This is a genomic window from Bacillus pretiosus (assembly GCF_051294775.1).
GTDB lineage: Bacteria > Bacillota > Bacilli > Bacillales > Bacillaceae_G > Bacillus_A > Bacillus_A wiedmannii.
The window spans coordinates 479,952-502,251 of record NZ_JBPPHF010000003.1; the positions used below are offsets into that span (position 1 = coordinate 479,952).

Annotated in this window: 24 protein-coding genes and 1 tRNA gene; 20 read left to right on the plus strand and 5 right to left on the minus strand. The window is 35.7% G+C overall.

Features of this window, described 5'->3' with window-relative positions:
• Positions 1–104: 104 nt before the first annotated feature.
• Positions 105–2,972, minus strand: coding sequence for a 2-oxoglutarate dehydrogenase E1 component (gene odhA / locus ACSG5Z_RS18990; RefSeq protein ID WP_435711967.1), 2,868 nt, complete (start codon positions 2,970–2,972; stop codon positions 105–107).
• 822 nt (positions 2,973–3,794) lie between these two features.
• On the opposite strand from odhA, the gene ACSG5Z_RS18995 reads away from it, so the two are divergent.
• The 7 genes from ACSG5Z_RS18995 (at position 3,795) to ACSG5Z_RS19025 (ending at position 6,755) form a co-directional block, all read left to right on the plus strand.
• Positions 3,795–4,004: a helix-turn-helix transcriptional regulator gene (locus ACSG5Z_RS18995; protein ID WP_000428506.1), complete on the plus strand. Its 210-nt coding sequence runs from the start codon at positions 3,795–3,797 to the stop codon at positions 4,002–4,004.
• A gap of 2 nt (positions 4,005–4,006) precedes the next feature.
• Entirely contained in the window at positions 4,007–4,384 is a 378-nt protein-coding gene (locus ACSG5Z_RS19000) for a hypothetical protein (protein WP_046957056.1), read from the plus strand.
• A 28-nt stretch (positions 4,385–4,412) separates the two neighbouring features.
• A complete protein-coding gene (locus tag ACSG5Z_RS19005; protein ID WP_001178300.1) occupies positions 4,413–4,595 on the plus strand; it encodes a DUF3976 domain-containing protein in 183 nt (60 codons plus the stop codon).
• 134 nt (positions 4,596–4,729) lie between these two features.
• Positions 4,730–5,089 (plus strand): hypothetical protein, encoded by a 360-nt coding sequence (locus tag ACSG5Z_RS19010; RefSeq protein ID WP_435711968.1) that lies wholly within the window; start codon positions 4,730–4,732, stop codon positions 5,087–5,089.
• 18 nt (positions 5,090–5,107) lie between these two features.
• Positions 5,108–5,374: a hypothetical protein gene (locus ACSG5Z_RS19015; RefSeq protein WP_142291692.1), complete on the plus strand. Its 267-nt coding sequence runs from the start codon at positions 5,108–5,110 to the stop codon at positions 5,372–5,374.
• 81 nt (positions 5,375–5,455) lie between these two features.
• Positions 5,456–6,001, plus strand: a complete 546-nt coding sequence (locus tag ACSG5Z_RS19020; RefSeq protein WP_435711969.1) for a hypothetical protein — start codon at positions 5,456–5,458, stop codon at positions 5,999–6,001.
• Positions 6,002–6,158: 157 nt separating this feature from the next.
• Positions 6,159–6,755, plus strand: coding sequence for a hypothetical protein (locus ACSG5Z_RS19025; protein WP_435711970.1), 597 nt, complete (start codon positions 6,159–6,161; stop codon positions 6,753–6,755).
• Positions 6,756–6,818: 63 nt separating this feature from the next.
• Here the strand turns inward: ACSG5Z_RS19025 and ACSG5Z_RS19030 are convergent.
• Both ACSG5Z_RS19030 and ACSG5Z_RS19035 read right to left on the minus strand, forming a co-directional pair.
• A tRNA-Val gene (locus ACSG5Z_RS19030) sits at positions 6,819–6,891 on the minus strand.
• Positions 6,892–7,070: 179 nt separating this feature from the next.
• On the minus strand, positions 7,071–7,286 hold the full coding sequence (locus tag ACSG5Z_RS19035) for a hypothetical protein (RefSeq protein ID WP_048526759.1): 216 nt from the start codon (positions 7,284–7,286) through the stop codon (positions 7,071–7,073).
• Positions 7,287–7,693: 407 nt separating this feature from the next.
• On the opposite strand from ACSG5Z_RS19035, the gene ACSG5Z_RS19040 reads away from it, so the two are divergent.
• The 6 genes from ACSG5Z_RS19040 to calY all read left to right on the plus strand — a co-directional run bounded on the left by ACSG5Z_RS19040 (position 7,694) and on the right by calY (position 12,738).
• Positions 7,694–7,921 carry a hypothetical protein gene (locus ACSG5Z_RS19040; protein WP_000251865.1) on the plus strand — a complete coding sequence of 76 codons (228 nt, stop codon included), beginning with the start codon at positions 7,694–7,696 and terminating at the stop codon, positions 7,919–7,921.
• A 155-nt stretch (positions 7,922–8,076) separates the two neighbouring features.
• The gene (locus ACSG5Z_RS19045) at positions 8,077–9,363 is read left to right on the plus strand and encodes a D-alanyl-D-alanine carboxypeptidase family protein (protein ID WP_435711971.1); all 1,287 of its coding nucleotides are present in this window, start codon (positions 8,077–8,079) and stop codon (positions 9,361–9,363) included.
• 193 nt (positions 9,364–9,556) lie between these two features.
• Positions 9,557–10,126: a signal peptidase I SipW gene (sipW, locus tag ACSG5Z_RS19050; protein WP_087984786.1), complete on the plus strand. Its 570-nt coding sequence runs from the start codon at positions 9,557–9,559 to the stop codon at positions 10,124–10,126.
• Between the two features lie 62 nt (positions 10,127–10,188).
• Complete coding sequence (locus tag ACSG5Z_RS19055) at positions 10,189–10,776, plus strand: CalY family protein (protein WP_000172834.1); 588 nt, start codon at positions 10,189–10,191, stop codon at positions 10,774–10,776.
• Positions 10,777–10,937: 161 nt separating this feature from the next.
• Positions 10,938–11,735, plus strand: a complete 798-nt coding sequence (locus ACSG5Z_RS19060; protein WP_435711972.1) for a DUF4047 domain-containing protein — start codon at positions 10,938–10,940, stop codon at positions 11,733–11,735.
• A 409-nt stretch (positions 11,736–12,144) separates the two neighbouring features.
• Entirely contained in the window at positions 12,145–12,738 is a 594-nt protein-coding gene (calY, locus tag ACSG5Z_RS19065; RefSeq protein ID WP_000053730.1) for a biofilm matrix protein CalY, read from the plus strand.
• Positions 12,739–12,810: 72 nt separating this feature from the next.
• Here calY and ACSG5Z_RS19070 read toward each other — a convergent pair whose 3' ends face one another.
• Positions 12,811–13,134, minus strand: coding sequence for a helix-turn-helix domain-containing protein (locus ACSG5Z_RS19070; protein WP_088062549.1), 324 nt, complete (start codon positions 13,132–13,134; stop codon positions 12,811–12,813).
• A 79-nt stretch (positions 13,135–13,213) separates the two neighbouring features.
• Entirely contained in the window at positions 13,214–13,348 is a 135-nt protein-coding gene (locus ACSG5Z_RS19075) for an anti-repressor SinI family protein (RefSeq protein WP_087984789.1), read from the minus strand.
• A 342-nt stretch (positions 13,349–13,690) separates the two neighbouring features.
• Between ACSG5Z_RS19075 and inhA1 the strand changes: the two genes are divergently transcribed.
• The 7 genes from inhA1 (at position 13,691) to ACSG5Z_RS19110 (ending at position 22,280) form a co-directional block, all read left to right on the plus strand.
• Positions 13,691–16,078: a M6 family metalloprotease immune inhibitor InhA1 gene (inhA1, locus tag ACSG5Z_RS19080; protein ID WP_001035922.1), complete on the plus strand. Its 2,388-nt coding sequence runs from the start codon at positions 13,691–13,693 to the stop codon at positions 16,076–16,078.
• A 152-nt stretch (positions 16,079–16,230) separates the two neighbouring features.
• Positions 16,231–17,616: an aldehyde dehydrogenase gene (locus tag ACSG5Z_RS19085; protein WP_435711973.1), complete on the plus strand. Its 1,386-nt coding sequence runs from the start codon at positions 16,231–16,233 to the stop codon at positions 17,614–17,616.
• A 233-nt stretch (positions 17,617–17,849) separates the two neighbouring features.
• The gene (potA, locus tag ACSG5Z_RS19090; protein ID WP_000720323.1) at positions 17,850–18,833 is read left to right on the plus strand and encodes a spermidine/putrescine ABC transporter ATP-binding protein PotA; all 984 of its coding nucleotides are present in this window, start codon (positions 17,850–17,852) and stop codon (positions 18,831–18,833) included.
• Positions 18,830–19,678, plus strand: coding sequence for a spermidine/putrescine ABC transporter permease PotB (gene potB / locus ACSG5Z_RS19095; protein WP_000715495.1), 849 nt, complete (start codon positions 18,830–18,832; stop codon positions 19,676–19,678). The genes potA and potB overlap by 4 nt, the downstream gene beginning before the upstream one ends.
• 6 nt (positions 19,679–19,684) lie before the next feature.
• A complete protein-coding gene (gene potC, locus ACSG5Z_RS19100; RefSeq protein ID WP_000714201.1) occupies positions 19,685–20,485 on the plus strand; it encodes a spermidine/putrescine ABC transporter permease PotC in 801 nt (266 codons plus the stop codon).
• A gap of 38 nt (positions 20,486–20,523) precedes the next feature.
• Entirely contained in the window at positions 20,524–21,573 is a 1,050-nt protein-coding gene (potD, locus tag ACSG5Z_RS19105; RefSeq protein WP_000772499.1) for a spermidine/putrescine ABC transporter substrate-binding protein PotD, read from the plus strand.
• Positions 21,574–21,632: 59 nt separating this feature from the next.
• A complete protein-coding gene (locus tag ACSG5Z_RS19110) occupies positions 21,633–22,280 on the plus strand; it encodes a phosphatase PAP2 family protein (RefSeq protein WP_435711974.1) in 648 nt (215 codons plus the stop codon).
• Positions 22,281–22,300: the final 20 nt, after the last annotated feature.

Consider the following 22,300-nt stretch of genomic DNA (forward strand, 5'->3'; position numbering starts at 1 on the left):
CGGTGTGTTTTTTCTTCTTTTGTCTTCGGTAATCTCCATTTGTTAGCCTGCCCCCGGGCAGAATATCTGTCCGGGGAGCAAGCTAGAAACCTTCATTATTACTTTCAGTTGCTGAAAACTTCAATTTCTTGTTTATCTTGACGGAAGTTATACTTCACATCTAAAGCGTGTGCAACAATTAGTTCTTGCTCAGCTTTGTGAGCGAATGGATCGCCACCAGATGGGCTAGAGCGATCTGGGCGTCCAATGTAACCTGTTTTCACTTTATCTCCAGCAAGTTCAAACAGAATTGGAGCCATGTAATGCCATGCGCCCATATTACGAGGTTCTTCTTGAACCCAAATAATTTCTTCTAAGTTTTTAAAGCGTTTAATAATAGATTGAACTTTCTCAGCAGGGAATGGGTACAGCTGTTCAATACGAACGACATGAACTTCATCTAAGTTATACTCATGTTTACCAGACTCAATTTCTGCTGCTAAGTCAATCGCCATTTTACCTGTGCTTAAAACAAGACGTTTTACTTTAGTTGGTTTCATGCCAAGGTTTTCTTGTTCTAGAGCAGGTTGGAAACGTCCTTCGCTTAACTGACTAGCAGTGGAAAGCGTAAGTGGGTGACGTAATAAACTCTTTGGCGTCATCAATACTAATGGTCGAACAGCGTCTGTTCCTAAGATAGATGCTTGACGACGTAAAATATGGAAGTATTGTGCCGCGCTCGTTAAGTTTGCAACTGTCCAGTTATTCTCAGCGGCTAACTGTAAGAATCGCTCTGGACGTGCACTAGAATGCTCTGGTCCTTGACCTTCATAACCGTGCGGTAATAGAAGAACTAAACCAGATTTTTGACCCCATTTTGCTCTTCCTGCTGAAACATATTGATCAAATAATGCTTGCGCAGTATTTGAGAAGTCACCATATTGCGCTTCCCACATAACAAGAGTTTCTGGAGCGAATACGTTATAACCATACTCGTAACCAACAACAGCAGCTTCTGATAACGGACTGTTATGAACAGAGAAGGATGCATTAATGTTTGGTAAGCGATGTAATGGTGAATATGTTTCATTTGTATCAGTATCGTGTAATACGATATGACGGTGCGCGAATGTACCACGCTGTGAATCTTGACCAGTTAAACGAATTGGCGTACCTTCTTGTAAAATAGAAGCGAATGCTAATGACTCAGCAAGTGCCCATTCAATTTTACCGTTCTCTTCAAGAGCGTCTTTACGGCGTTCAAGAATTTTCTTTACTTTCGGATATACGTTAAAGCCTTCTGGCCAAGATAGTAGACCTTCATTAATTGCACGAAGTGAGTCAATCTCAACACCAGTATCAATTGGCTGAATGCCTTTTGCAACAACATCTGGCACTTTAACGTCAATTGTTGCAGCGCTCGTATCAGCTGGCGGTACTTGTGCATAGTCAGATTTTAATTGCTCTTGTATAAACTGAGTCATTGTTTCAACCTCATCTGCATTTAGAACACCAGCAGCTTGTAATTGATCTGCATAAATCGCTCTTACAGTTGGGTGATTTTTAATCTTTTTGTACACTTGTGGTTGCGTAACTGCTGGGTCATCCATTTCGTTATGACCGTAGCGGCGGTAACCAATTAAATCGATTAAGAAGTCTTTTTTGAACAATGTACGATATTGAATCGCAAGGTTAGCAGCAGCAAGACAAGCTTCTGGATCATCAGCGTTCACGTGAACAATCGGAATATCGAAACCTTTTGCAAGGTCACTTGAATATTTCGTAGAACGAGAATCATAGCTATCAGTCGTAAAGCCAACTGCATTGTTTGCGATAACATGAATTGTTCCGCCTGTTTGGTACGCGTTCAATCTGCTTAAGTTCAACGTTTCAGATACAATACCTTGACCAGGGAATGCAGCATCACCATGAACTAAAATTACGAATGATTTTGAAGTATCTTGTTCTGGAAGACCAGATTTTTTACGATTCTCTTGAGCCGCACGTGCAAAACCTTCTACAACAGGGTTAACGAACTCAAGGTGACTTGGGTTATTTGCTAATGTAACGCGAGTGCTAACTTCTTCGTTACTAACGACTTGTTCTCTACCTAAATGGTATTTCACGTCACCAGTCCAGCCAGAATTTGCCACTGCGCCTTCTATTTTTGCATGTTTGAACTCAGCAAACATGTGACTATATGGTTTTTCTAATACGTGTGCAAGTACGCTTAGACGACCGCGGTGAGCCATACCAATCATGACATCTTCTACGCCGCCCTTTGCACCTTCGAGAACAATTTCATCTAGAACAGGTACAAGCATATCAACGCCCTCGATAGAGAAACGCTTTTGCCCAACGAATGTTTTATGCAAGAATTGCTCGAAACCTTCAACAGCTGTTAAACGTTTTAAAAGAGCAGTTCGTTTTTTATTTGATAGTGGTTGACGCAATGAATTTGATTCCACCATTTGATGCAACCACGCGCGTTCTTCACTATCTTGTATATGAGAAAATTCATAAGCTAAAGATTTTGTATAAACGTCTTTTAATCTATGAATTACATCAAGTGCAGTGTGAATACCTTCTGGTGCATCTTGCCATACTGTTTTCGCTGGAATCGCTTTCAAGTCAGCATCGCTCAGTTCGTTCATTGCTTTCTCAAGAAGAGATTGTCCATTAGCAGCATCTTCCATCGGATTGATGTGAGCCAACGTATGCCCGAATGAACGAATTTGTTCAACAAGCTGAACGACTTTAAGAATTTTTTCAATGTTCCCTGTGTTTTGAGGAGAAAAATGTGTTGCTGTGTTGTCCCTTGTTACGACATCATCTTGAAACGAAGGAGCTCCAAAAATTTCAAAAAGCTCTTGTAATTCCGGATCAACAGAACCTGCTCCAGTTACGTAAAGATCATACTGCTCAATAACATAACCAAGGTTCGGACCATGGAACTTGGCCCAAGGGTTTGTCGTTGTATTCTTCCTCGTCATTTGTTTAAACCTCCCAATGCATATAATCCTTTTTCCAAACAAAAGGTGCATTTTGCTCTTTTCAATAATTGATGAACCAACAATCAATGTAAATGTTTTCTTTATTCTTATGTTATTACAATAATTTACATAATACCAAACACTATTACTTATCTGTTTTGTAAAAAAACATTCACAATAACTTATCACCCAAGTTAATCTTTCATGTTATAAAGTAATTTCACAGAAAAATGGGGTGGATATATTTGGTATACCTACACGAATAACTAAAATTGTTGCATGTAGATATAAGCATAATAATTAGAATGTTTCGATAAAAATGAGTTCGAATTATGTATATTGAAATAATAAGCGCTTTCATTGATATTATACAACAATATAACGGAATATAGTATAAAAAATAAAAAATTATGAATTTATCGTAAACTTTATTTAGATAGTGTTAAATATTGAAAGGAAAGCGAAGGATTTCTACAAAAAAAGTTGCTAAACATAAAAAATGCTTCATAAACAGTTAGTTTCTATAAATATGCCGAAAAACACCGTAAAACCAATAACGCATTTTGTGGAATAAAGAGATAAATGAAATATTTTAAAAGGATAAAACAAATAGGGAGATATTAAATTTTAAAAAAAGAGAGGAGGAGATATAGTAACGGTTATTTACAGTGTTCCGTGTTGTGCTTCAAAATAGACGTGCTAAAATTGAAAAGTTTCTTCTATATAAATAGAGTGAAACAAACTAAAATGCATGTAAAGGAAACTTGACGTAAAGGTTGCTTTACATATATACTCACTATAAGGAAGGAGGGAGAAATTTCCTTGGAAAATAAAATGGTTGAATACCGAAAAAAATTTGGACTATCTCAAGAAAAATTGGCTGAGAAACTTGGAGTTTCCAGACAAACCATCATTTCAATTGAAAAGGGAAAATATGATCCATCACTTCCGTTAGCATTTGAAATAGCAAAAACATTTCAGACAACGATAGAACATGTATTTATTTATGAAGGAAAAGAAGAGGGGGAATAGGGATGAATTATTCACAAAAGTACTTTTTAATTATGGGAATTATTTTCTTTATTATGAGTGGAACCATGGTATTAGCGGGCATAATGACGCATTCCGCACCACCGGCTCCAACGTATACAGTACTTGCGATGATGATTATGTGTTTCTGCTTAAGTTACTTACACCCGCAATTTAAAGAAAAAGATGAGCGAATGAAACTTATTCGTTATAAAGGAATGTTCTTCAGCTTTTTTGCGCTAACGGCATATTACCTTCTTTTCTCTTTCGGTTTAAATCTACACGTAATTACACTATCTGCGGTGGAACTATTAAACATACTTATGGCACTTACGATGAGTACAGTTTTTATCTCATTTGTTGTTTTATCGAAAAGATATTAAGATGGAAGAGAGAAAGGAAGATTAACATATGCAAATGATGTATGCTTTTGGCATTGGACTTGTATTATTTTTAGCCGTATTCTTATTTATTCGAAAAGACGTTCAAGGTGGGACGTTAACGAAAAGAGGCTTTTATAAAATGATCGGCTGTTTAGTTGTTATGTTTATAGCGATTATCGTAATGATCGTTTTAATAAATCAATCACTATAGAATATAAAAATGGAACCTTACTGTAGTAAGGTTATTCTTTTTGATGTAAAATCTGAAAATTCCCATGACATCCATTTACTACATATAATGGATATTATATAATTTAATAAAATGATAGATAGGGAGCATAGTATATGAATAAAAACACTATCTTCTTTTTATTAACATGCCTACTACTTATAGCTAGTATTACTTATATAATATGTAACAAACGAGAACAAGTGCCACCTATGTTAGTATGGGAGCACCAAGAATACTATGTTACGAATGAACCTGCCGAAGCTGAAAAAGTTGGACAAAGGCTCGGAGAAGTAACGAAGAAAATTGAAACAAGTAAAAAACCTACTAAAAACAGTGAATCCAACATAGTACAAGAAAAAACAGAAGTATTCACAATGATAGAGGAAGAAAAAAATCCTCACTCATCTTTAATCATAAAGGAGCCTTATAGTGACGAATATAGAGTAGTAAGACCGATGTTACATGTACTATAAAGTGAAAAGGAGACTCATATGCAGACAGTAACTTATCCATGGTCGTTAAGAAAAATGTTTGTTTTTTTCCTTTGCTTCATCCTTCCGCCAATCGGCGCAATTTATATTTTGATGAATCGAGAAGCGCTACAAAAGAGAGACTTCATTTTATATGTATTATTTGCTGCTATTAATATATCGCTTTGGTTATCACTTATGATCCTCGATCGGAGCGTGTGGATGGTAGCGGGTCATTATGTGTTCGGAGCAATTGTTATTGTTTTTTCGAATATGAATAAGAGATAAGCCAGCAACCTTAAAGTTGCTGGTTTTAATTTTGCTATTTATAATGAGGAAATAAATTTTTAATAGAGAGTAGTGGGCGTTATGAGATGGAAAGAGGGGACGTTTGAAAAAATAGACACGAATGACTTATCTATTGAGAAACTCATACATACATTCAAGGAACAAAACGTAAATGGCGGAGCGGTTATAAGCTGTTTTAAAGTAAATAACGAAAATTTTTTCAAAGAAATACCATATTGGAAAGATGGACACGAACACTTCTTTAGAAGAATCTGTAACTCTTTAGATATAATCAATAGCTTAGAAGAGTTAAAAATACATACGTCAGAAAAATATAAGTTTCATTTTAAAGAGCAATGGGCAGTCATGCTTGATGGTAGCATTGCCGCTCAAATTTTGTCGGGTGGAGCATATGAAACATTTAAGAAACGACCAGTTATCGCAAAACAATTAGCAGTTAATCTATGTCAATATATGTTCCAAGATCGATACGAAGATATTAAAGTTTTTGAAAGCTATAGCCCTTGGACAGATTGGTTTTATGATGTTGCGTGGGATGTTACTTGGATGGTGTTAGATAGTAAGGAGCAGAAAATGTGGTTCATCTGTGCTACGGATACGGATTGATAGAAAAGAGCCTTGTAGGAAAGCTGCAAGGCTCTTAATATTTTGGGAATGAATAGAAAATAAATCATATAAATGCTATACTAAAAAATGTTTGTAATGTCAGTTTCATACTATTATATAGTGATGACTTACTAGAAAAGATAAGAGGAGAATGAAAGTGAAAAAGATACAAAAATTATTGCTGTTAATGATGGTAGTGGGATTAACAGTAGGTATTTTAGCAGGATGTGCAAATCCGAAAGAAACGACAGAAGAATTTTTAACAGCGATACAAAAAGGTGATGTAGAAAAAGCTCGTACATTTGTTGAGAGTGACAAAGAATTTAATAAACTAAATGAAAAAACAGATGATGCTGAGGCAAAAGCAATGCTGAGTGCGATTACGAAAAACTTTAAATTTGAAAAGCTAGAAGAAGTATCGAAAAAAGATGACAAAGCAGAAGTGAAAGTGAAAATTACATCTGCTGATCTATCCGTTGCTGTAACAAAAGCAGTGGGAGAAGTTATGCCAATGGCCTTCGCTAGTGCCTTTAGCGAAGACAAAGAACAATCTGAAAAAGCGATTGAAAAAACGATGACATCATCTATCGTCAAACACTTATCAGATAAAGATGCAATCATGGCAACTCGCGAAGTTACATTGAACTTAAAGAAAAACAAAGATGGCGACTATAAAATCGTTGCAGATGATAACTTGAAAGAAGTATTGTTTGCTAATGCGAAGTCTTTGGAGAAGATGTTTGGTGGGAAGTGATTGATTTAGATAAAAAAGAGAAACCATATCACGTAGAAGGTTGATACGGTTTCTCTTTTTTTATGACCCCGGAGAGGCTCGAACTCACGGCCTCCACCCTGTCAAGGTGGCGCTCTCCCTGCTGAGCTACGGGATCTTCAAAAATGCGTATGTAACAGCATCTTTAATCTTTATGCTAAAGCAATTATATATAATTAACTGAAATTTTACAATATTTTTATGGTAAGTTTTAAAAGGGAAATCATATGCAATTATGCGAGTAGTGTCTGAAGGGATAATGATGAGAAGAAGACTTAGTAGAATGTAGCGGTCATATTATTTAATGTATTTATCCAAAGGGTTTTCATCGCTTAAATCAACAAGTAAAGGACATAAGAATAATAAAGGTAGAGCGGCATTAGCATGATGAAAGGTGTCATTTGATAGATACTGCCTTCCGAAACAATACGGACAATCTTTTTCAAATGTCACGAGTATTGACCATACATCTTTTATTGTCCACTTCGTTTTACAATACGTACAACGTGCCATAGAGTTCCTCCTCATTTTAAGTCTTCTTCTAGTATATTCCATTTTATTGTACGAAAGTCATTTGTATTTGGTGTGATAAAATGTAAGTTGTTTTGTTTTTTTATGTGGATTTATTTAGTCATTTATGATCAATTACATATCGTTTCATGTTTTTGCAGGATGATAGATTTTCAGCTTCAATATGCAAATTGGCCAATATATCCTTTTTACAATTTACTTAAAATCATGTATAACAGAGATACAAGATTATTTTACCCCGCTATTTGCGGACGGTAAGATCCCCACCTCAAAATTTAGCGAAAGCAAAAAAGTTAGGTGGTGGCAGGCTGCTCGTAAAAGCCCGATTGGTGAAGGCTAATTAAAGTTTCACTTTATAAATATTCAGTAGTAGAGGGAGAATTATTGTAATGGTAAGGAAAACGTTCAAGATGCGTGTATCTAGAAATAGAACGATTTCGATTAATGGCTCGATTCTTGATGTGGATGTTACACATGATGAGTTTTTACAAGAGTTTGTTGAGTGGGTCGATTCTAAAGGCTGGTCGTTTATGGGGATGACAGATGAGATTACACCCGAGGAAGCTAGTCAAAATTTAATAGATTCATTGATTGATGAGAAGGATAAGAAAGAATAATTCCTTCTTATTTTTTATTGTATATTTATGTTCTTTATCGTAAAAGTATGATATAGTAAAAAACAGTGAATGCCCTTCCAATTTAATACAATTTACATATAGATTGGTAGATTCAGTTTTTAAGCTGTGAGAGTATAGTGAAAAGGGAGAGTCATATGGTAAACTTTAAGAAAATTTTGGCTGTTGTTACCGTTATTTGTGTATTTTTTTTGACACCTATGACGTTACGTGCTGAGACGAATGTTGGAGTGAATCCAGAACAAGTGGCACCACCACCTGCGGAAGGACCAAATGTTTTTAGTCAGTTTGCAGCTACGATTGATGGGAAAACGGGAGATGTTTTGTATAACAAAAACGCACATCATCGTGCATTTCCAGCTAGTATGACGAAAGTGTTAACAGCGATTTTACTTATGGAGCATACGAAGCCAGAGGATCAATTTACGTTTTCACAATTAGCATTAGATCAAGAGAAGAGTAATTATCAAATTGAATTTCAACCTGGTGAGACGATTAATAGAAATACTGCGCTTATGATTTTAATGGTGCTGAGTGCAAATGATGTGTCGTATGCGATTGCGGAGCGTATTGGCGGAAATGTTGAGAATTTCGCTCATATGATGAATGAGAAAGCAAAGCAATTAGGGGCTACAGATAGTCACTTTGTAACGCCAAATGGCTTGCATGATCCAAACCATTATACGACGCCGTATGATATGGCAATGATTACGAGAGGTGTACAAAAGTATCCTGAGATTTTACAAGCGATGAATACGAAAAGGACGACGGTTACGACATCTAGCCAGACGGTTTCTATTTTTAATAAGTCTAATTATTTTGAAAATCCATATAGTATTGGCGGGAAGACAGGTTTTACAAATGAAGCGCGTAATACACTCGTTCTATTAAATGAGAAGGATGGCAATCGCATTATAAATGTAGTAATGGCTTCTCAAAGACCTGAAATTTATGAAGATTTGAAGCAGATGGCGGACTATTCTTTCGGTCAATTTGTGAAGCAAACTGTATTAGATAAACATAGCTGGCATCAAAAGGCAACGTATTTAAATAAAGATATTGATAGCGAGCTTGAAAAAAGTGCAGAGCTTATGCTTAAGAAAGATGAAGGTAAAAATGTGAGGACGATTTTCCGTGCGGCTTCATTAGATAAAGATTCTTTGTATCATAAAGGAATTCATCGTGGTGAGGTAGTTGGTGCAGTTGACATCACGAAAAATAATCAAATAATTGCGACGATAAATGTTCTTTCTAAAGAAGATGTTACTTTTGCGATGCCTAAAAAAGATACGGCTACGCCTGAAGTAAACGAATCAAATGTGAAAATAATAAGCATTGGGATAGGTGCCGCTCTATTATTTGGAGCTATTTTATTTGTAGTGCTACGCCGAAATACAACAAGAATGAAATCAGAAGAAAAATAAATTACTAATTAAAAGGCTGTGAAGAGACTTTGTCACAGTCTTTTTATATATATTAAAAATAACTAATAATTGTAAATTTTATTATTGCATTTCTGTTTTGTTCGTTATATTATTTACTTGTGTTCTTGTTAAAGAGCAAGAGTGGATATTGCATACTTCAAATAATATAAAACAACGGAGAGGGAGAGAAACGATGAAATTAATTTGGAAGGTGATTAGCAACGTTATCTCATTTGTTTTATTTGCATTGATGATTTGCTTAGCTTTTGTAGTTATTTCTTCAAAAGCGAGCGGTGGGGATCCAACAGTGATGGGATATCAATTTAAATCAGTGTTATCAGGATCGATGGAACCGACATTTTTAACAGGATCAATCATTGCGATAGAACCGACGAAAGATGGTTCTAAATATCAAAAAGGCGATGTTATTACTTTTAAAGAGAAAGATCAAAAAATTATCACTCACCGTATTATCGGTGTGAAAGATATAAATGGAAAAGTAATGTATGAAACAAAAGGGGATAACAATAACGGCGCTGATTTAGAACCAGTACTTGCGGAGAATGTCATTGGAAAATACGCGGATATTACAGTTCCTTATGCAGGGTATGCATTAAATTATGCAAATTCAAAAGCTGGAGCTGCTTTACTTCTTATTATTCCAGGAGTCTTTTTATTAGGATATTCCGCTATTACTATTTTTGGTGCTATTCGTAGCATAGACGGAGAAAAGAAAGAGAAAAAAGTAGAACAATCTGTCTAGTTCATTTGGTTATACTTTCCATTTAGGGAGTTGACAAATATATAAATCAAGGGGATATGGACATGACTTTAAAGAAAAAATTAGGAATGGGTATCGCATCAGCAGTATTAGGAGCAGCGTTAGTTGGCGGAGGAACGTTTGCATTTTTCAGTGATAAAGAAGTGTCAAACAATACATTTGCGGCTGGTACGCTTGATTTAGCATTAAATCCATCAACAGTTGTTAATGTATCGAATTTAAAACCTGGTGATACAGTTGAAAAAGAATTTAAATTAGAAAATAAAGGAACATTAGATATTAAAAAAGTACTACTAAAAACAGATTATAATGTAGAAGATGTGAAGAAAGATAATAAAGATGATTTTGGTAAACATATTAAAGTAACATTCTTAAAAAATGTAGACAAGCATGAAACAATCGTAAAGGAAACAACGCTAGATAAATTGAAGGGTGACACACTTACTGCGGTAAATAACGATTTAGCTGCTTGGTTCTGGGATGAAAAAGGTATTTCTGCAGGTAAATCTGATAAATTCAAAGTGAAATTTGAGTTCGTTGATAATAAAAAAGATCAAAATGAATTCCAGGGGGATAAGCTACAATTAACTTGGACGTTTGATGCACAACAAGGTGAAGCTGAAGGAAAATAATAAGGACGAGAAAAAGAGACTATCAAAAATGATAGTCTCTTTTTCTGTTAAAAGGGAAATGTAAAAAGAAAGATAATTTTTATATCATTTTGTAATTCACTTTATTATAATAAAGATATAGTTCTTGATAAAGAACAAGTTGTTCGATAGGAGAGATTAAAATGCTGAAGCCACCTCGCAAATTCAAAAGGATGCTTATACTGCCATGTTTGTGTTCTATTACTTTTTATTTAGGCTCTCAAATGATGACTTATACAGAAGCAGCTTTCATTTATGAAACGAAAGTTGAGGCTACTATTTCTACAGCAAGTATTTTTCCAAAAACAGTTGATCAATTAACAGAACAAGCTAAGCAGCATAAGGAAGTTATTTTGCGTGAGTATGAAGGGATGAAATTGAAATTAACCTTTACTTCCATTCAAGAGTTAGAGCAGGTGCTTGCTACGTGGAAGCAAGGGCGTGAGAAAATAGTTGCGGAAAGAGAATTGTTACAAAAAGTATATGTATCAATAGAGGGTCCTTATAATCAAGTGCAAGAAGAGTTAAAAGGAAATAAAAGCGAATCGAATAAGCAAGTATTCTCATATGTGAATGCTGGTTTTCATATAGTGAAAGACAATTGTGAGTATGTTGATAAAGAGGTAAAGTTACAGGTGATTGATAAACAAATTCAAGATTTTGAGAAATTACTAGTAGAGGAAACAGCAAAACAAGTAAGTGAGGCTAAGAAACAAGAAGAAGCGAAAAAGCAAGAAGAAGCGAAAAAACTAGAAGAGAGTAAGAAACAAGAAGAAGCGAAAAAGCAAGAAGAGAGTAAAAAGCAAGAAGAAGCGAAAAAACTAGAAGAGAGTAAGAAGCAAGAAGAGGCGAAAAAACTAGAAGAGAAGAAACAAGAAGAAGCAAAAAAGCTGGAAGAGAAGAAGAAACAAGAAGAACAGAAAAATAAAGATAGCAAGTAAATACAGCAACATTTCAGAGCGAATAGAGGTTATAAAGCCGAATAGGTGAGAGAGCATTGCGACTCACCTATTCGGCGTGTCTTCTTTATTTTAACAATACACGTCATATACGAGAAAACTGGTTGGCAGCATGATGGTGAAAGATACTAATTAGTATAGATAGTGAAAATTAATTACGTTTTTCTTTGTTTCTCAATAAATTCCCGAAAATTTAAAATGATATTGAGAAATAAAAATAACTGAAAATACTAATAAAAAAATGTTGTATTTATATAGAGTTGTTCGTTATAATGAACTTAAGGTTTTTAAAAGAGAACGAATATTAGCTAAGCTAATATAGTTTTCTTTATGTCCCTTATTGAAAAATTATAGGGGGAAAAATATAAAAAACAGCTAGGGGGAATTGATTGTGAGTCTGAAAAAGAAATTAGGTATGGGAGTTGCATCAGCGGCACTGGGGTTATCTTTAATTGGTGGAGGAACGTTTGCATACTTTAGCGATAAAGAAGTATCAAATAATACATTTGCAGCTGGGACGTTAGATCTTACATTAGACCCTAAAACGCTTGTAGATATTAAAGATTTAAAACCAGGGGATTCTGTTAAGAAAGAGTTCTTATTAAAGAATAGCGGTTCATTAACAATTAAAGACGTTAAACTAGCAACAAAGTATACTGTGAAAGATGCAAAAGGCGATAATGCTGGTGAAGACTTTGGTAAGCACGTTAAAGTGAAATTCCTTTGGAACTGGGATAAACAAAGTGAGCCTGTATATGAAACAACTTTAGCTGATTTACAAAAAACTGATCCAGATCTTTTAGCTAAAGACATCTTTGCTCCTGAGTGGGGAGAAAAGGGTGGATTAGAAGCTGGTACAGAGGATTATTTATGGGTACAATTTGAATTTGTAGATGATGGAAAAGACCAAAATATCTTCCAAGGTGATTCATTGAATTTAGAATGGACATTCAATGCTAACCAAGAAGCTGGCGAAGAAAAATAATAAAAAAGCGGGTAACCCCCGCTTTTTTTATAAAGAAAAAGAAGTGCTGGTTGTTAGCACTTCTTTCTATTATTATTTTTGATCGTGCTTCCATTTTGTAAATTCAAGAAATTCACGAAATTGTTCTTTGGAGACACCAGAGTTCATTGCATCTTTAACAAGCTGTGTCCATTCGGAGTCTAGGTTAGTTTCCTTTGTTGTTTCATCATGAAGTAAAGTATCAACTGGAATTTGTAGAACTGCTGCGATCTTTTCAAGAAACTGAATGGAAGGGTTTTTTTGTAAATTTCGCTCTATAGAACTAATGTAAGATTTAGCAACACCAGCTTTTTCGGCAAGTTCAGTTAATGAAATACCTTTTTGTAAGCGAAGGCGTTTTATACGTTCTCCAATCATATTTGCGCACCTTTCTATCAATATGTAGTCGTCTTATGATGTCATTATTATAACATAAACTTCGTTAAAAAGAACAAGGCTATTGAGCCTGACTGGATGGCTTCATACGTTTTAAAAAATGTTCGATATCTTGCAGGGCGATACCAGCGTCTAGAGCTTCAAGTATTAAATCAATCCATTCTTGGTCCAGTGCGTCAGTCTTATCTTTGTACAAATGTAATTCCTCCCTAATTATCGGTCATAACTGCTGCTACAGAATATATGATAATGCAATCGCATTTTGTGTTTTATATAGTGAATTATCAAATATTTTGTAGATAAAACAAAGATAAAATCCCCATTAAATTCCCTCTATGGCGATTATAAAGTTTCTGACAAATATTTTCAATATTTTCAGAAAACATTGTTGAATTGTGATATATTCGTATGCTAACTATGGAATTTTTACAAATATGTTAAAAAAATTACATAATATAACTAAATATTGAAAAAATATTGAATTTTTAATAAAATTCAATTTGTAATACATATTTTTTATTAGGGGAGGAAATAAGGGATGAACAAGAAACCGTTCAAAGTTTTGTCATCAATCGCTTTGACAGCTGTGTTAGGTCTTTCATTCGGGGCGGGTGGCCAGTCTGCATATGCTGAAACACCTGTGAATAAGACAGCTACGAGTCCAGTCGATGATCATTTAATTCCAGAAGAACGTTTAGCAAATGCGCTAAAAAACCGTGGGGTAATTGATTCGAAGGCTTCAGAGACAGAAACAAAGAAAGCCGTCGAAAAATACGTAGAGAACAAAAAGGGTGAAAATCCTGGGAAAGAAGTATCAAATGGGGACCCACTTACAAAAGAAGCATCTGACTTTTTAAAGAAAGTGAAAGATGCGAAAGCTGATACGAAAGAAAAGTTAGACAAACCAGCAACAGGAACACCTGCAGCGACAGGCCCAGTTAAGGGTGGTCTAAATGGTAAAGTACCAACTTCTCCAGCAAAGGGAAAAGAATATAACGGTGAAGTTCGTAAAGATAAAGTACTCGTTTTACTTGTAGAGTACGCTGACTTTAAACATAACAATATCGATAAAGAACCTGGTTATATGTATACTGACGATTTTAACAAAGAACATTATGAAAAAATGTTATTCGGTAATGAGCCATTCGCATTAGAGGATGGCAGCAAAATCGAAACGTTTAAACAATATTACGAAGAGCAATCTGGCGGTAGTTATACAGTAGACGGAACAGTTACAAAATGGTTAACAGTTCCTGGTAAAGCTGCTGATTACGGTGCAGATGGTGCGACAGGTCATGATAATAAAGGACCAAAAGGACCACGTGATTTAGTAAAAGATGCATTAAAAGCAGCTGTAGATAGCGGTATTGATTTATCAGAGTTTGACCAATTCGATCAATATGATGTAAATGGCGATGGAAATCAAAAACAACCGGACGGTTTAATCGATCACTTAATGATTATCCATGCGGGTGTTGGACAAGAAGCAGGCGGCGGTAAATTAGGTGACGATGCAATTTGGTCACATCGCTGGACTGTTGGACCAAAACCATTCCCAATTGAAGGCACACAAGCGAAAGTTCCATATTGGGGCGGAAAGATCGCAGCATTCGACTACACAATTGAACCAGAAGATGGCGCAGTTGGTGTATTCGCACATGAATATGGTCATGATTTAGGTCTTCCAGATGAGTATGATACAGACTATACTGGTGACGGTGAACCAATTCAAGCTTGGTCTGTTATGAGTGGCGGAAGCTGGGCTGGTAACATTGCAGGAACAACGCCAACGAGTTTCTCACCACAAAATAAAGAGTTTTTCCAAAAAACAATCGGTGGTAACTGGGCAAATATCGTAGAAGTAGATTACGAGAAATTAAATAAAGGTATCGGTCTAGCAACATATTTAGACCAAAGTGTTACGAAATCTAACCGCCCAGGTATGATTCGTGTTAACTTGCCAGATAAAGATATAAAAACAATTGCTCCAGCATTTGGTAAGCAGTATTACTACAGCACAAAAGGTGACAATCTTCACACAAAAATGGAGACGCCACTGTTCGATTTAACAAATGCAACGACTGCGAAATTTGATTTCAAGTCATTGTATGAAATTGAAGCAGAGTATGATTTCCTTGAAGTACATGCTGTAACAGAAGATGGTCAGCAAACATTAATCGAAAAACTTGGTGAGAAAGCAAATAGTGGAAATGCACATTCAACAAATGGAAAATGGATTGACAAATCATACGATTTAAGCCAATTCAAAGGTAAGAAAGTAAAATTAACATTTGAGTACATTACAGATGGTGGTTTAGCATTAAACGGTTTCCTACTTGATAATGCATCACTAAATGTAGACGGTAAAGTAGTATTCTCTGATGATGCAGAAGGTACACCGCAGTTCAAATTAGATGGATTCGCTGTATCTAATGGAACAGAGAAGAAAAAACATAACTATTATGTAGAGTGGAGAAACTATGCTGGTTCGGATAACGCATTGAAATATGCTCGCGGTCCAGAATACAACACAGGTATGGTTGTATGGTATGCAGACTCAGCTTATACAGATAACTGGGTTGGTTTACATCCAGGACATGGTTTCCTTGGCGTAGTTGATTCTCATCCAGAAGCAATTGTTGGAACTTTAAATGGTAAACCAACAGTAGCAAGTAGTACACGATTCCAAATCGCTGATGCGGCGTTCTCATTTGATAAAACGCCAGCTTGGAAAGTTGTATCTCCAACGCGCGGAACGTATACGTATAATGGCTTAGCAGGCGTACCGAAGTTTGATGATTCGAAAACGTATATTAATAAACAGATTCCAGATGCAGGACGTATTTTACCGAATCTTGGCCTGAAGTTTGAAGTAGTAGGACAAGCTGATGATAATTCTGCTGGTGCTGTTCGTTTATATCGTTAATACAGTAAAACTACCGAAAGATTTTCTTTCGGTAGTTTTTTGTGAGCAATGAATTTTATATGCAAGAAGAAATTATATATAATGTAACTTTACGAATAGAAATTTATTATATATGAAGTCTATATAAATAATGAAAGAATTGGATAAAAATAGTGGGAGAAGGTGAACGAATGAGTGTTTCTTCTATTGTAAATAAACAAAAAGCATATTTTTATAATGGCCATACGAGAAGTGTAGAAGTGAGAAAGAATAATTTGAAGAAGCTTTATGAAGGCATTCAGCGTTTTGAAGAAGAAATATTTCAGGCATTGAAATTAGATTTAAATAAGTCAGTTCATGAGTCGTTTACAACGGAAGTTGGATATGTATTAAAAGAAATTTCCTTTCAATTGAAGCATATTTCATCGTGGAGTAAACCGAAGCGGGTTCGAACAGCACTCACTCATTTTGGATCAAAGGGGAAAGTAGTTCCTGAACCGTACGGTGTGACACTTATTATTGCACCGTGGAACTATCCGTTTCAATTAGCAATTGCACCTCTTGTAGGAGCGTTGGCGGCTGGAAATACAATTGTTTTAAAGCCGTCAGAGCTAACGCCAAACGTTTCCAAAGTACTTACGAGGATGTTAGAGGAATTATTCCAAGAAGAGCTTGTAGCGGTAGTAGAAGGCGGTGTAGAAAAGAGTACGGAATTGTTAAAGGAACCGTTTGATTATATTTTCTTTACAGGTAGTGTCGGTGTTGGAAAAGTTGTGATGGAAGCAGCAGCGAAACGGTTGACGCCACTCACGTTAGAACTTGGGGGAAAAAGCCCATGTATTGTACATAAAGATGCAAAAATAGATGTAACAGCAAGACGAATTGTTTGGGGTAAGTTTTTAAATGCAGGGCAAACGTGTGTAGCGCCTGATTATATGTATGTGCATGCTTCGGTGAAAGAACAGTTAATCGAGGCATTACGACACGAAATTGCGGAGCAGTATGGAAAAGATCCACTAAACAATGACAATTATGTACGAATTGTGACTGAACGTCATTTTGAACGTTTATGTTCATTTTTGAAAGATGGTAAAACGGTAATCGGCGGGAACTATAAAAAAGAAACTTTACATATAGAACCAACAGTGTTAACAAATGTTACATGGCAAAGTACTGTTATGGAAGATGAAATTTTTGGTCCGATCTTACCAATTGTAGAATACGACAACATAGAAGAGGTAATTGGAACAATTCAGCAACATCCGAAGCCATTAGCGTTATATGTATTTTCTGAAGATAAAGAAGTACAAAAGAAAGTGACAAGTAATATTTCATATGGCGGAGGCTGTATTAATGATGTTGTCTATCATCTTGCAACGCCATATTTACCTTTTGGTGGTGTTGGAAGTAGTGGATTAGGTAGTTATCATGGGGAAGAAAGTTTTCGGACTTTTTCACATTATAAAAGCATTTTAGCCCAATCTACGGCATTCGATATGAAAATTCGTTACTCTTCTACAAAAAGTGCTTTAAAATTCATACGAAAGTTGTTAAAATGATGATGGTGTTTATCAGTAGGCGTAGCCGTATGATAATAGCCCCTTCGTAATGGAAGGGGTTTTTCTGTTCGACATATGTATCATGCAAAAATGAATCAAACATACTACATAAAGAATAGAAGAGAACGCTAAACAACCATTTTTGTTTGGATCGAAACAAAAAATAGTCTATAGAACATAAATATTTATTCATGAATATAAAAATTAAAATTTAAGGTAGATAGGACGGGAAAATGAAAAAGATTATTAAAGTTGAAGCAGTAGAAAAACATTTTGGAAATCAAGTGATTATCCCACCTCTTTCTTTAGACATTAAAGAAGGGGAATTTTTAACGATTTTAGGGCCGAGTGGTTGCGGGAAAACAACGTTACTTCGCATGATCGCAGGCTTTGAAACGCCAACTAAAGGGAATCTTTTATTAGATGATGAAAAGATTAACGATTTGCCACCATATAAGCGTCATATGAACTTAGTGTTCCAACATTATGCGCTATTCCCACATATGAATGTGGAGAAAAATATTTGTTTCGGTATGAAAATGCAGAAAGTACCGGCAGCAGAGCAGAAAGAGCGTGCTGAAGAGGCAATGCGTTTAACGCAGTTACTTGAGTTCCGTAATCGTAAACCTGCAAAGCTTTCTGGTGGACAGCAGCAGCGTGTAGCAATTGCGAGAGCGATTGTAAATAACCCGCGTGTATTATTACTAGATGAGCCACTTGGGGCGTTAGACTTTAAGTTAAGAAAAGATTTGCAACGTGAATTGAAAAACTTACAACGTAATTTAGGAATTACATTCATATACGTAACGCACGATCAAGAAGAAGCGATGAGCATGAGTGATCGTATTGTCGTTATGAATAAAGGACATATTGAACAAATTGGAACGCCGAAAGAAATTTACAATAAGCCGAAAACAATGTTCGTTGCGACATTTATCGGTGAAAATAATATTGTGAAAAACGGGGAAGGCTATGTAGCAATTCGCCCTGAAAACGTAAAAGTACGTTCGGTTGAAGAGCCGATTTTAAAAGAATACCATCTTGGACATATTGAAGACGTTGAGTTTGTTGGAAATATGGAAAAGCTGTATGTACGTGACGAGAAAACATCAGAATTACTAATGGCATATCAAACTGCTGAAGAAGCAGCGCAGTGGAGCATTGGAGATAATGTATACGTAGGCTGGGAGCAAGAGGACGAGGTGACCTTAAATTGAAAAAAGGGAAATTACTCGCACTACCGACAGTCGCGTGGCTGTTAATCTTCTTCCTAATTCCCCTTCTGTTTGTATTGGCATTTGCCTTTATGCAGCGCGGGGCATATGGGACAGTGGAAATGCAATTTACGTTAGAGAATATAGCTCGTGTGTTTGATCCACTATACATGGGAACGTTATGGGAAACTGTTAAGATTGCAGTTATTACAACAGTAATCTGTTTAGTAATTGGTTATCCATTTGCTTATACAATTACAATTGTTGATCGCAAATACCGCTCAATTCTTTTATTATTGGCAACGATCCCGTTTTGGATTAACTTCCTTGTTCGTTCATACGCATGGATTGTTATTTTACGTTCACAAGGTCTTGTAAACACATTGCTATTGAAACTAGGTATTATAAGTGAACCTTTAAATTTACTATATAACACACCTTCTGTAATACTCGGAATGGTCTATTCTTTATTACCATTTATGATTTTACCGGTGTATGCAGCGATTGAGCAGCTTGATAAGCGTAAGCTAGAAGCAGCTTATGATTTAGGAGCAACACCAGCAAAGGCATTTTGGAATGTAACAGTACCAATGACGATGTCAGGGATTGCTACTGGTTCTATTTTAGTGTTTGTTTCTTCTATCGGAATGTTTGTTGTATCAGACGTTATGGGTGGATCGAAAGTAGCGTTAATTGGAAACGTAATTCAAAATCAATTCTTAGGAGCGCGTGACTGGCCGTTTGGATCTGCGTTATCTATGATTGTTGTTCTATTCTCTGTTCTGTTAATTTACTTATATTATCGTGCAACGAAAGTATATAAATATGATGGGAACGGAGGGGAATAGGCAAAGATGAAGAAGTTTTTAGTTTCTTATTCTTGGTTAATTTTATTGTTCTTGTATTTTCCAATGATGGTTTTAATGGTATATTCCTTCAATGATTCTCGCATTAATGCGGAATGGGAAGGTTTTACATTCCATTGGTATACAGATTTATTTCAAAAGCAAGATGTTATTGATGCGTTTGTAAATAGTATGACGATTGCGATCGTAACGACGGTTGTAACGACAGTTCTTGGTGTGATTTTCGCGATTGCATTACATCGTTATAAATATCGTTATGAAGGGGCTATTAACGGTCTTGTGTATTTACCAATTTTAATTCCTGATATTTTAATGGGATTATCTTTACTTATCTTATTTAGTCAATTAGGTATGGAACTTGGCAAAACAACAATTATTATTGCGCACATTACGTTTAGTATTTCATTTGTTGTCGTTATTTTAGCAGCGCGTCTTTCTGGTATGGGACGTGATTTAGAAGAGGCTGCGAATGATTTAGGAGCAACGCCGTGGCAAACGTTTCGTTATGTAACGTTCCCAGCAATTGCACCAGGGGTTATTTCAGCCGCATTATTAACATTCACATTATCAATTGATGATTTTGTAATTAGTTTCTTTGTATCAGGACCAGGATCAACAACATTGCCATTATACATTTACAGTATGGTTAAGCGCGGAGTATCACCAGAAATTAATGCACTTTCTACAATTTTAATTGTGGCTATCGTAGGATTAATGGTTCTATCTGAAATCTTCCGTAACAAAGGTGCAGATGGTGAAGAAAACTCTGGAGGACACCTTCCTTTATAATACGAACAATATAGAAAGTACGAGGAGGTAATAAACCGATGAAATTAATGAAAAGATTAGCCGGCGCAGCAATTAGCTTTAGCCTTGTTGCTGGTGTACTTGCTGGTTGTGGTGAAAAGAAAGAAGAGTTAAACATTTATAGCTGGGCTGACAATTTTGATGAGCAAGTGCTAAGAGATTTTGAAAAGAAATATAACGTGAAAATTAACTATGATAAGTATGCAAGTAATGAAGAAATGCTTGCGAAATTACAAGCAGGTGGCGCGAAGTATGATTTAATTCAGCCGTCTGATTACATGGTTAAAACAATGGCGAAAATGGATTTATTAGCGCCGTTAGACAAAAAGAATATCCCGAATATCGAAAATATGGTTTCTAACTTCAAAACACCGGCGTTTGATCCGGAGAATAAATATTCTTTAGTATATACTTGGGGCGTAACAGGTATTGCATACAATAAAAAGTATGTGAAAGAAGCTCCTACAAGCTGGGCTGACCTATGGAATGAGAAATATAAAGGGCATGTAACTTTATTAAATGATTCTCGTGAAGTATTAGGTATGGGTCTTAAGAAGCATGGATTCTCAAACAGCACGAAAGACGATACACAGTTAAAGACAGCAGCAGATGATTTAAAGAAGCTGCTTCCAAACTTATTAGCATTTGATACAGATAATATTAAACAAAAATTCATTACAGAAGATGCTTGGATCGGAACAGTTTGGTCTGGAGATGCAGCATTTATCGCAAAAGATAATAAAGATGTAGAGTACGTTGTACCAAAGGAAGGCGGCACAATTTGGGCTGATACGTTAGCAATTCCAAAAGGTGCGAAAAACAAAGAGCTTGCAGAGAAGTTTATGAACTACTTATTAGATGAAAAAGTAAGTGTGAAAAACTACGAGTCAATTGGATACAGTAATCCTAATGAAAAAGCTCATCCTCTTCATAGTAAAGAATATCGTGATAATCATATGATCTTCTTAACGAAAGAAGAATTAGATCGTACAGAATGGCTTGTTGATGTAGACGATAAGCTAAAAGACTATGATCGTTACTGGACAGAGTTAAAAACAAAAGGTAAATAAGTAAGGAAATGCGGTTTCTAAAATAGAAATCGCATTTTTTCATAGTAGGAGGAAATCGCTTGAAAAAGAAGTTGCATCAATATGAGGTAGTATGTATCGTTTTATTACTTGCTGTATTTGGCATTGTTGCTTGGCGCGTACATGCGGGTGGCGTTACAGTGATGGATACATATGTCCGAGCATTAGTAAAAGGATTACAAACAGAAGGTTCGCTTACATTTTTCTCACACTATACAAAATTAGGTTCTGCTATCGGGATCGTAACTACGCTGGCTATAAGTTTATTTGTTTTTTGGAGAAAACGTTATTATGCTGCGATGATCGTGTATCCAATGGGCATTTTAATAACACATCTTGTTAATAAAGGGATAAAAGAAATTGTGAAAAGGGAGCGCCCATCGTTAAATGAAACGTTGGATGCGCTTGGGTATAGCTTCCCTAGTGGACATGCAATGTTATCTATTATGACATTCGGGTTTCTTACTTATATTATTGCGGCAAATTTGAAGAGTGTAACTGGAAAATATGTTATAACGATTTTGATGGGAATTGTAATTGTATCGATTGGATTAAGTAGAGTTATTTTAAATGTACATTATCCAACTGATATTTTAGCTGGTTATTGCGTAGGTGGTATTTTGTTAATTATGGCGATTTACTGCCATCGTTTACTTACCAAGAGATGGGGACTTAATAAAGAGAGATAAAAAACGTCTGGAAAAACTAT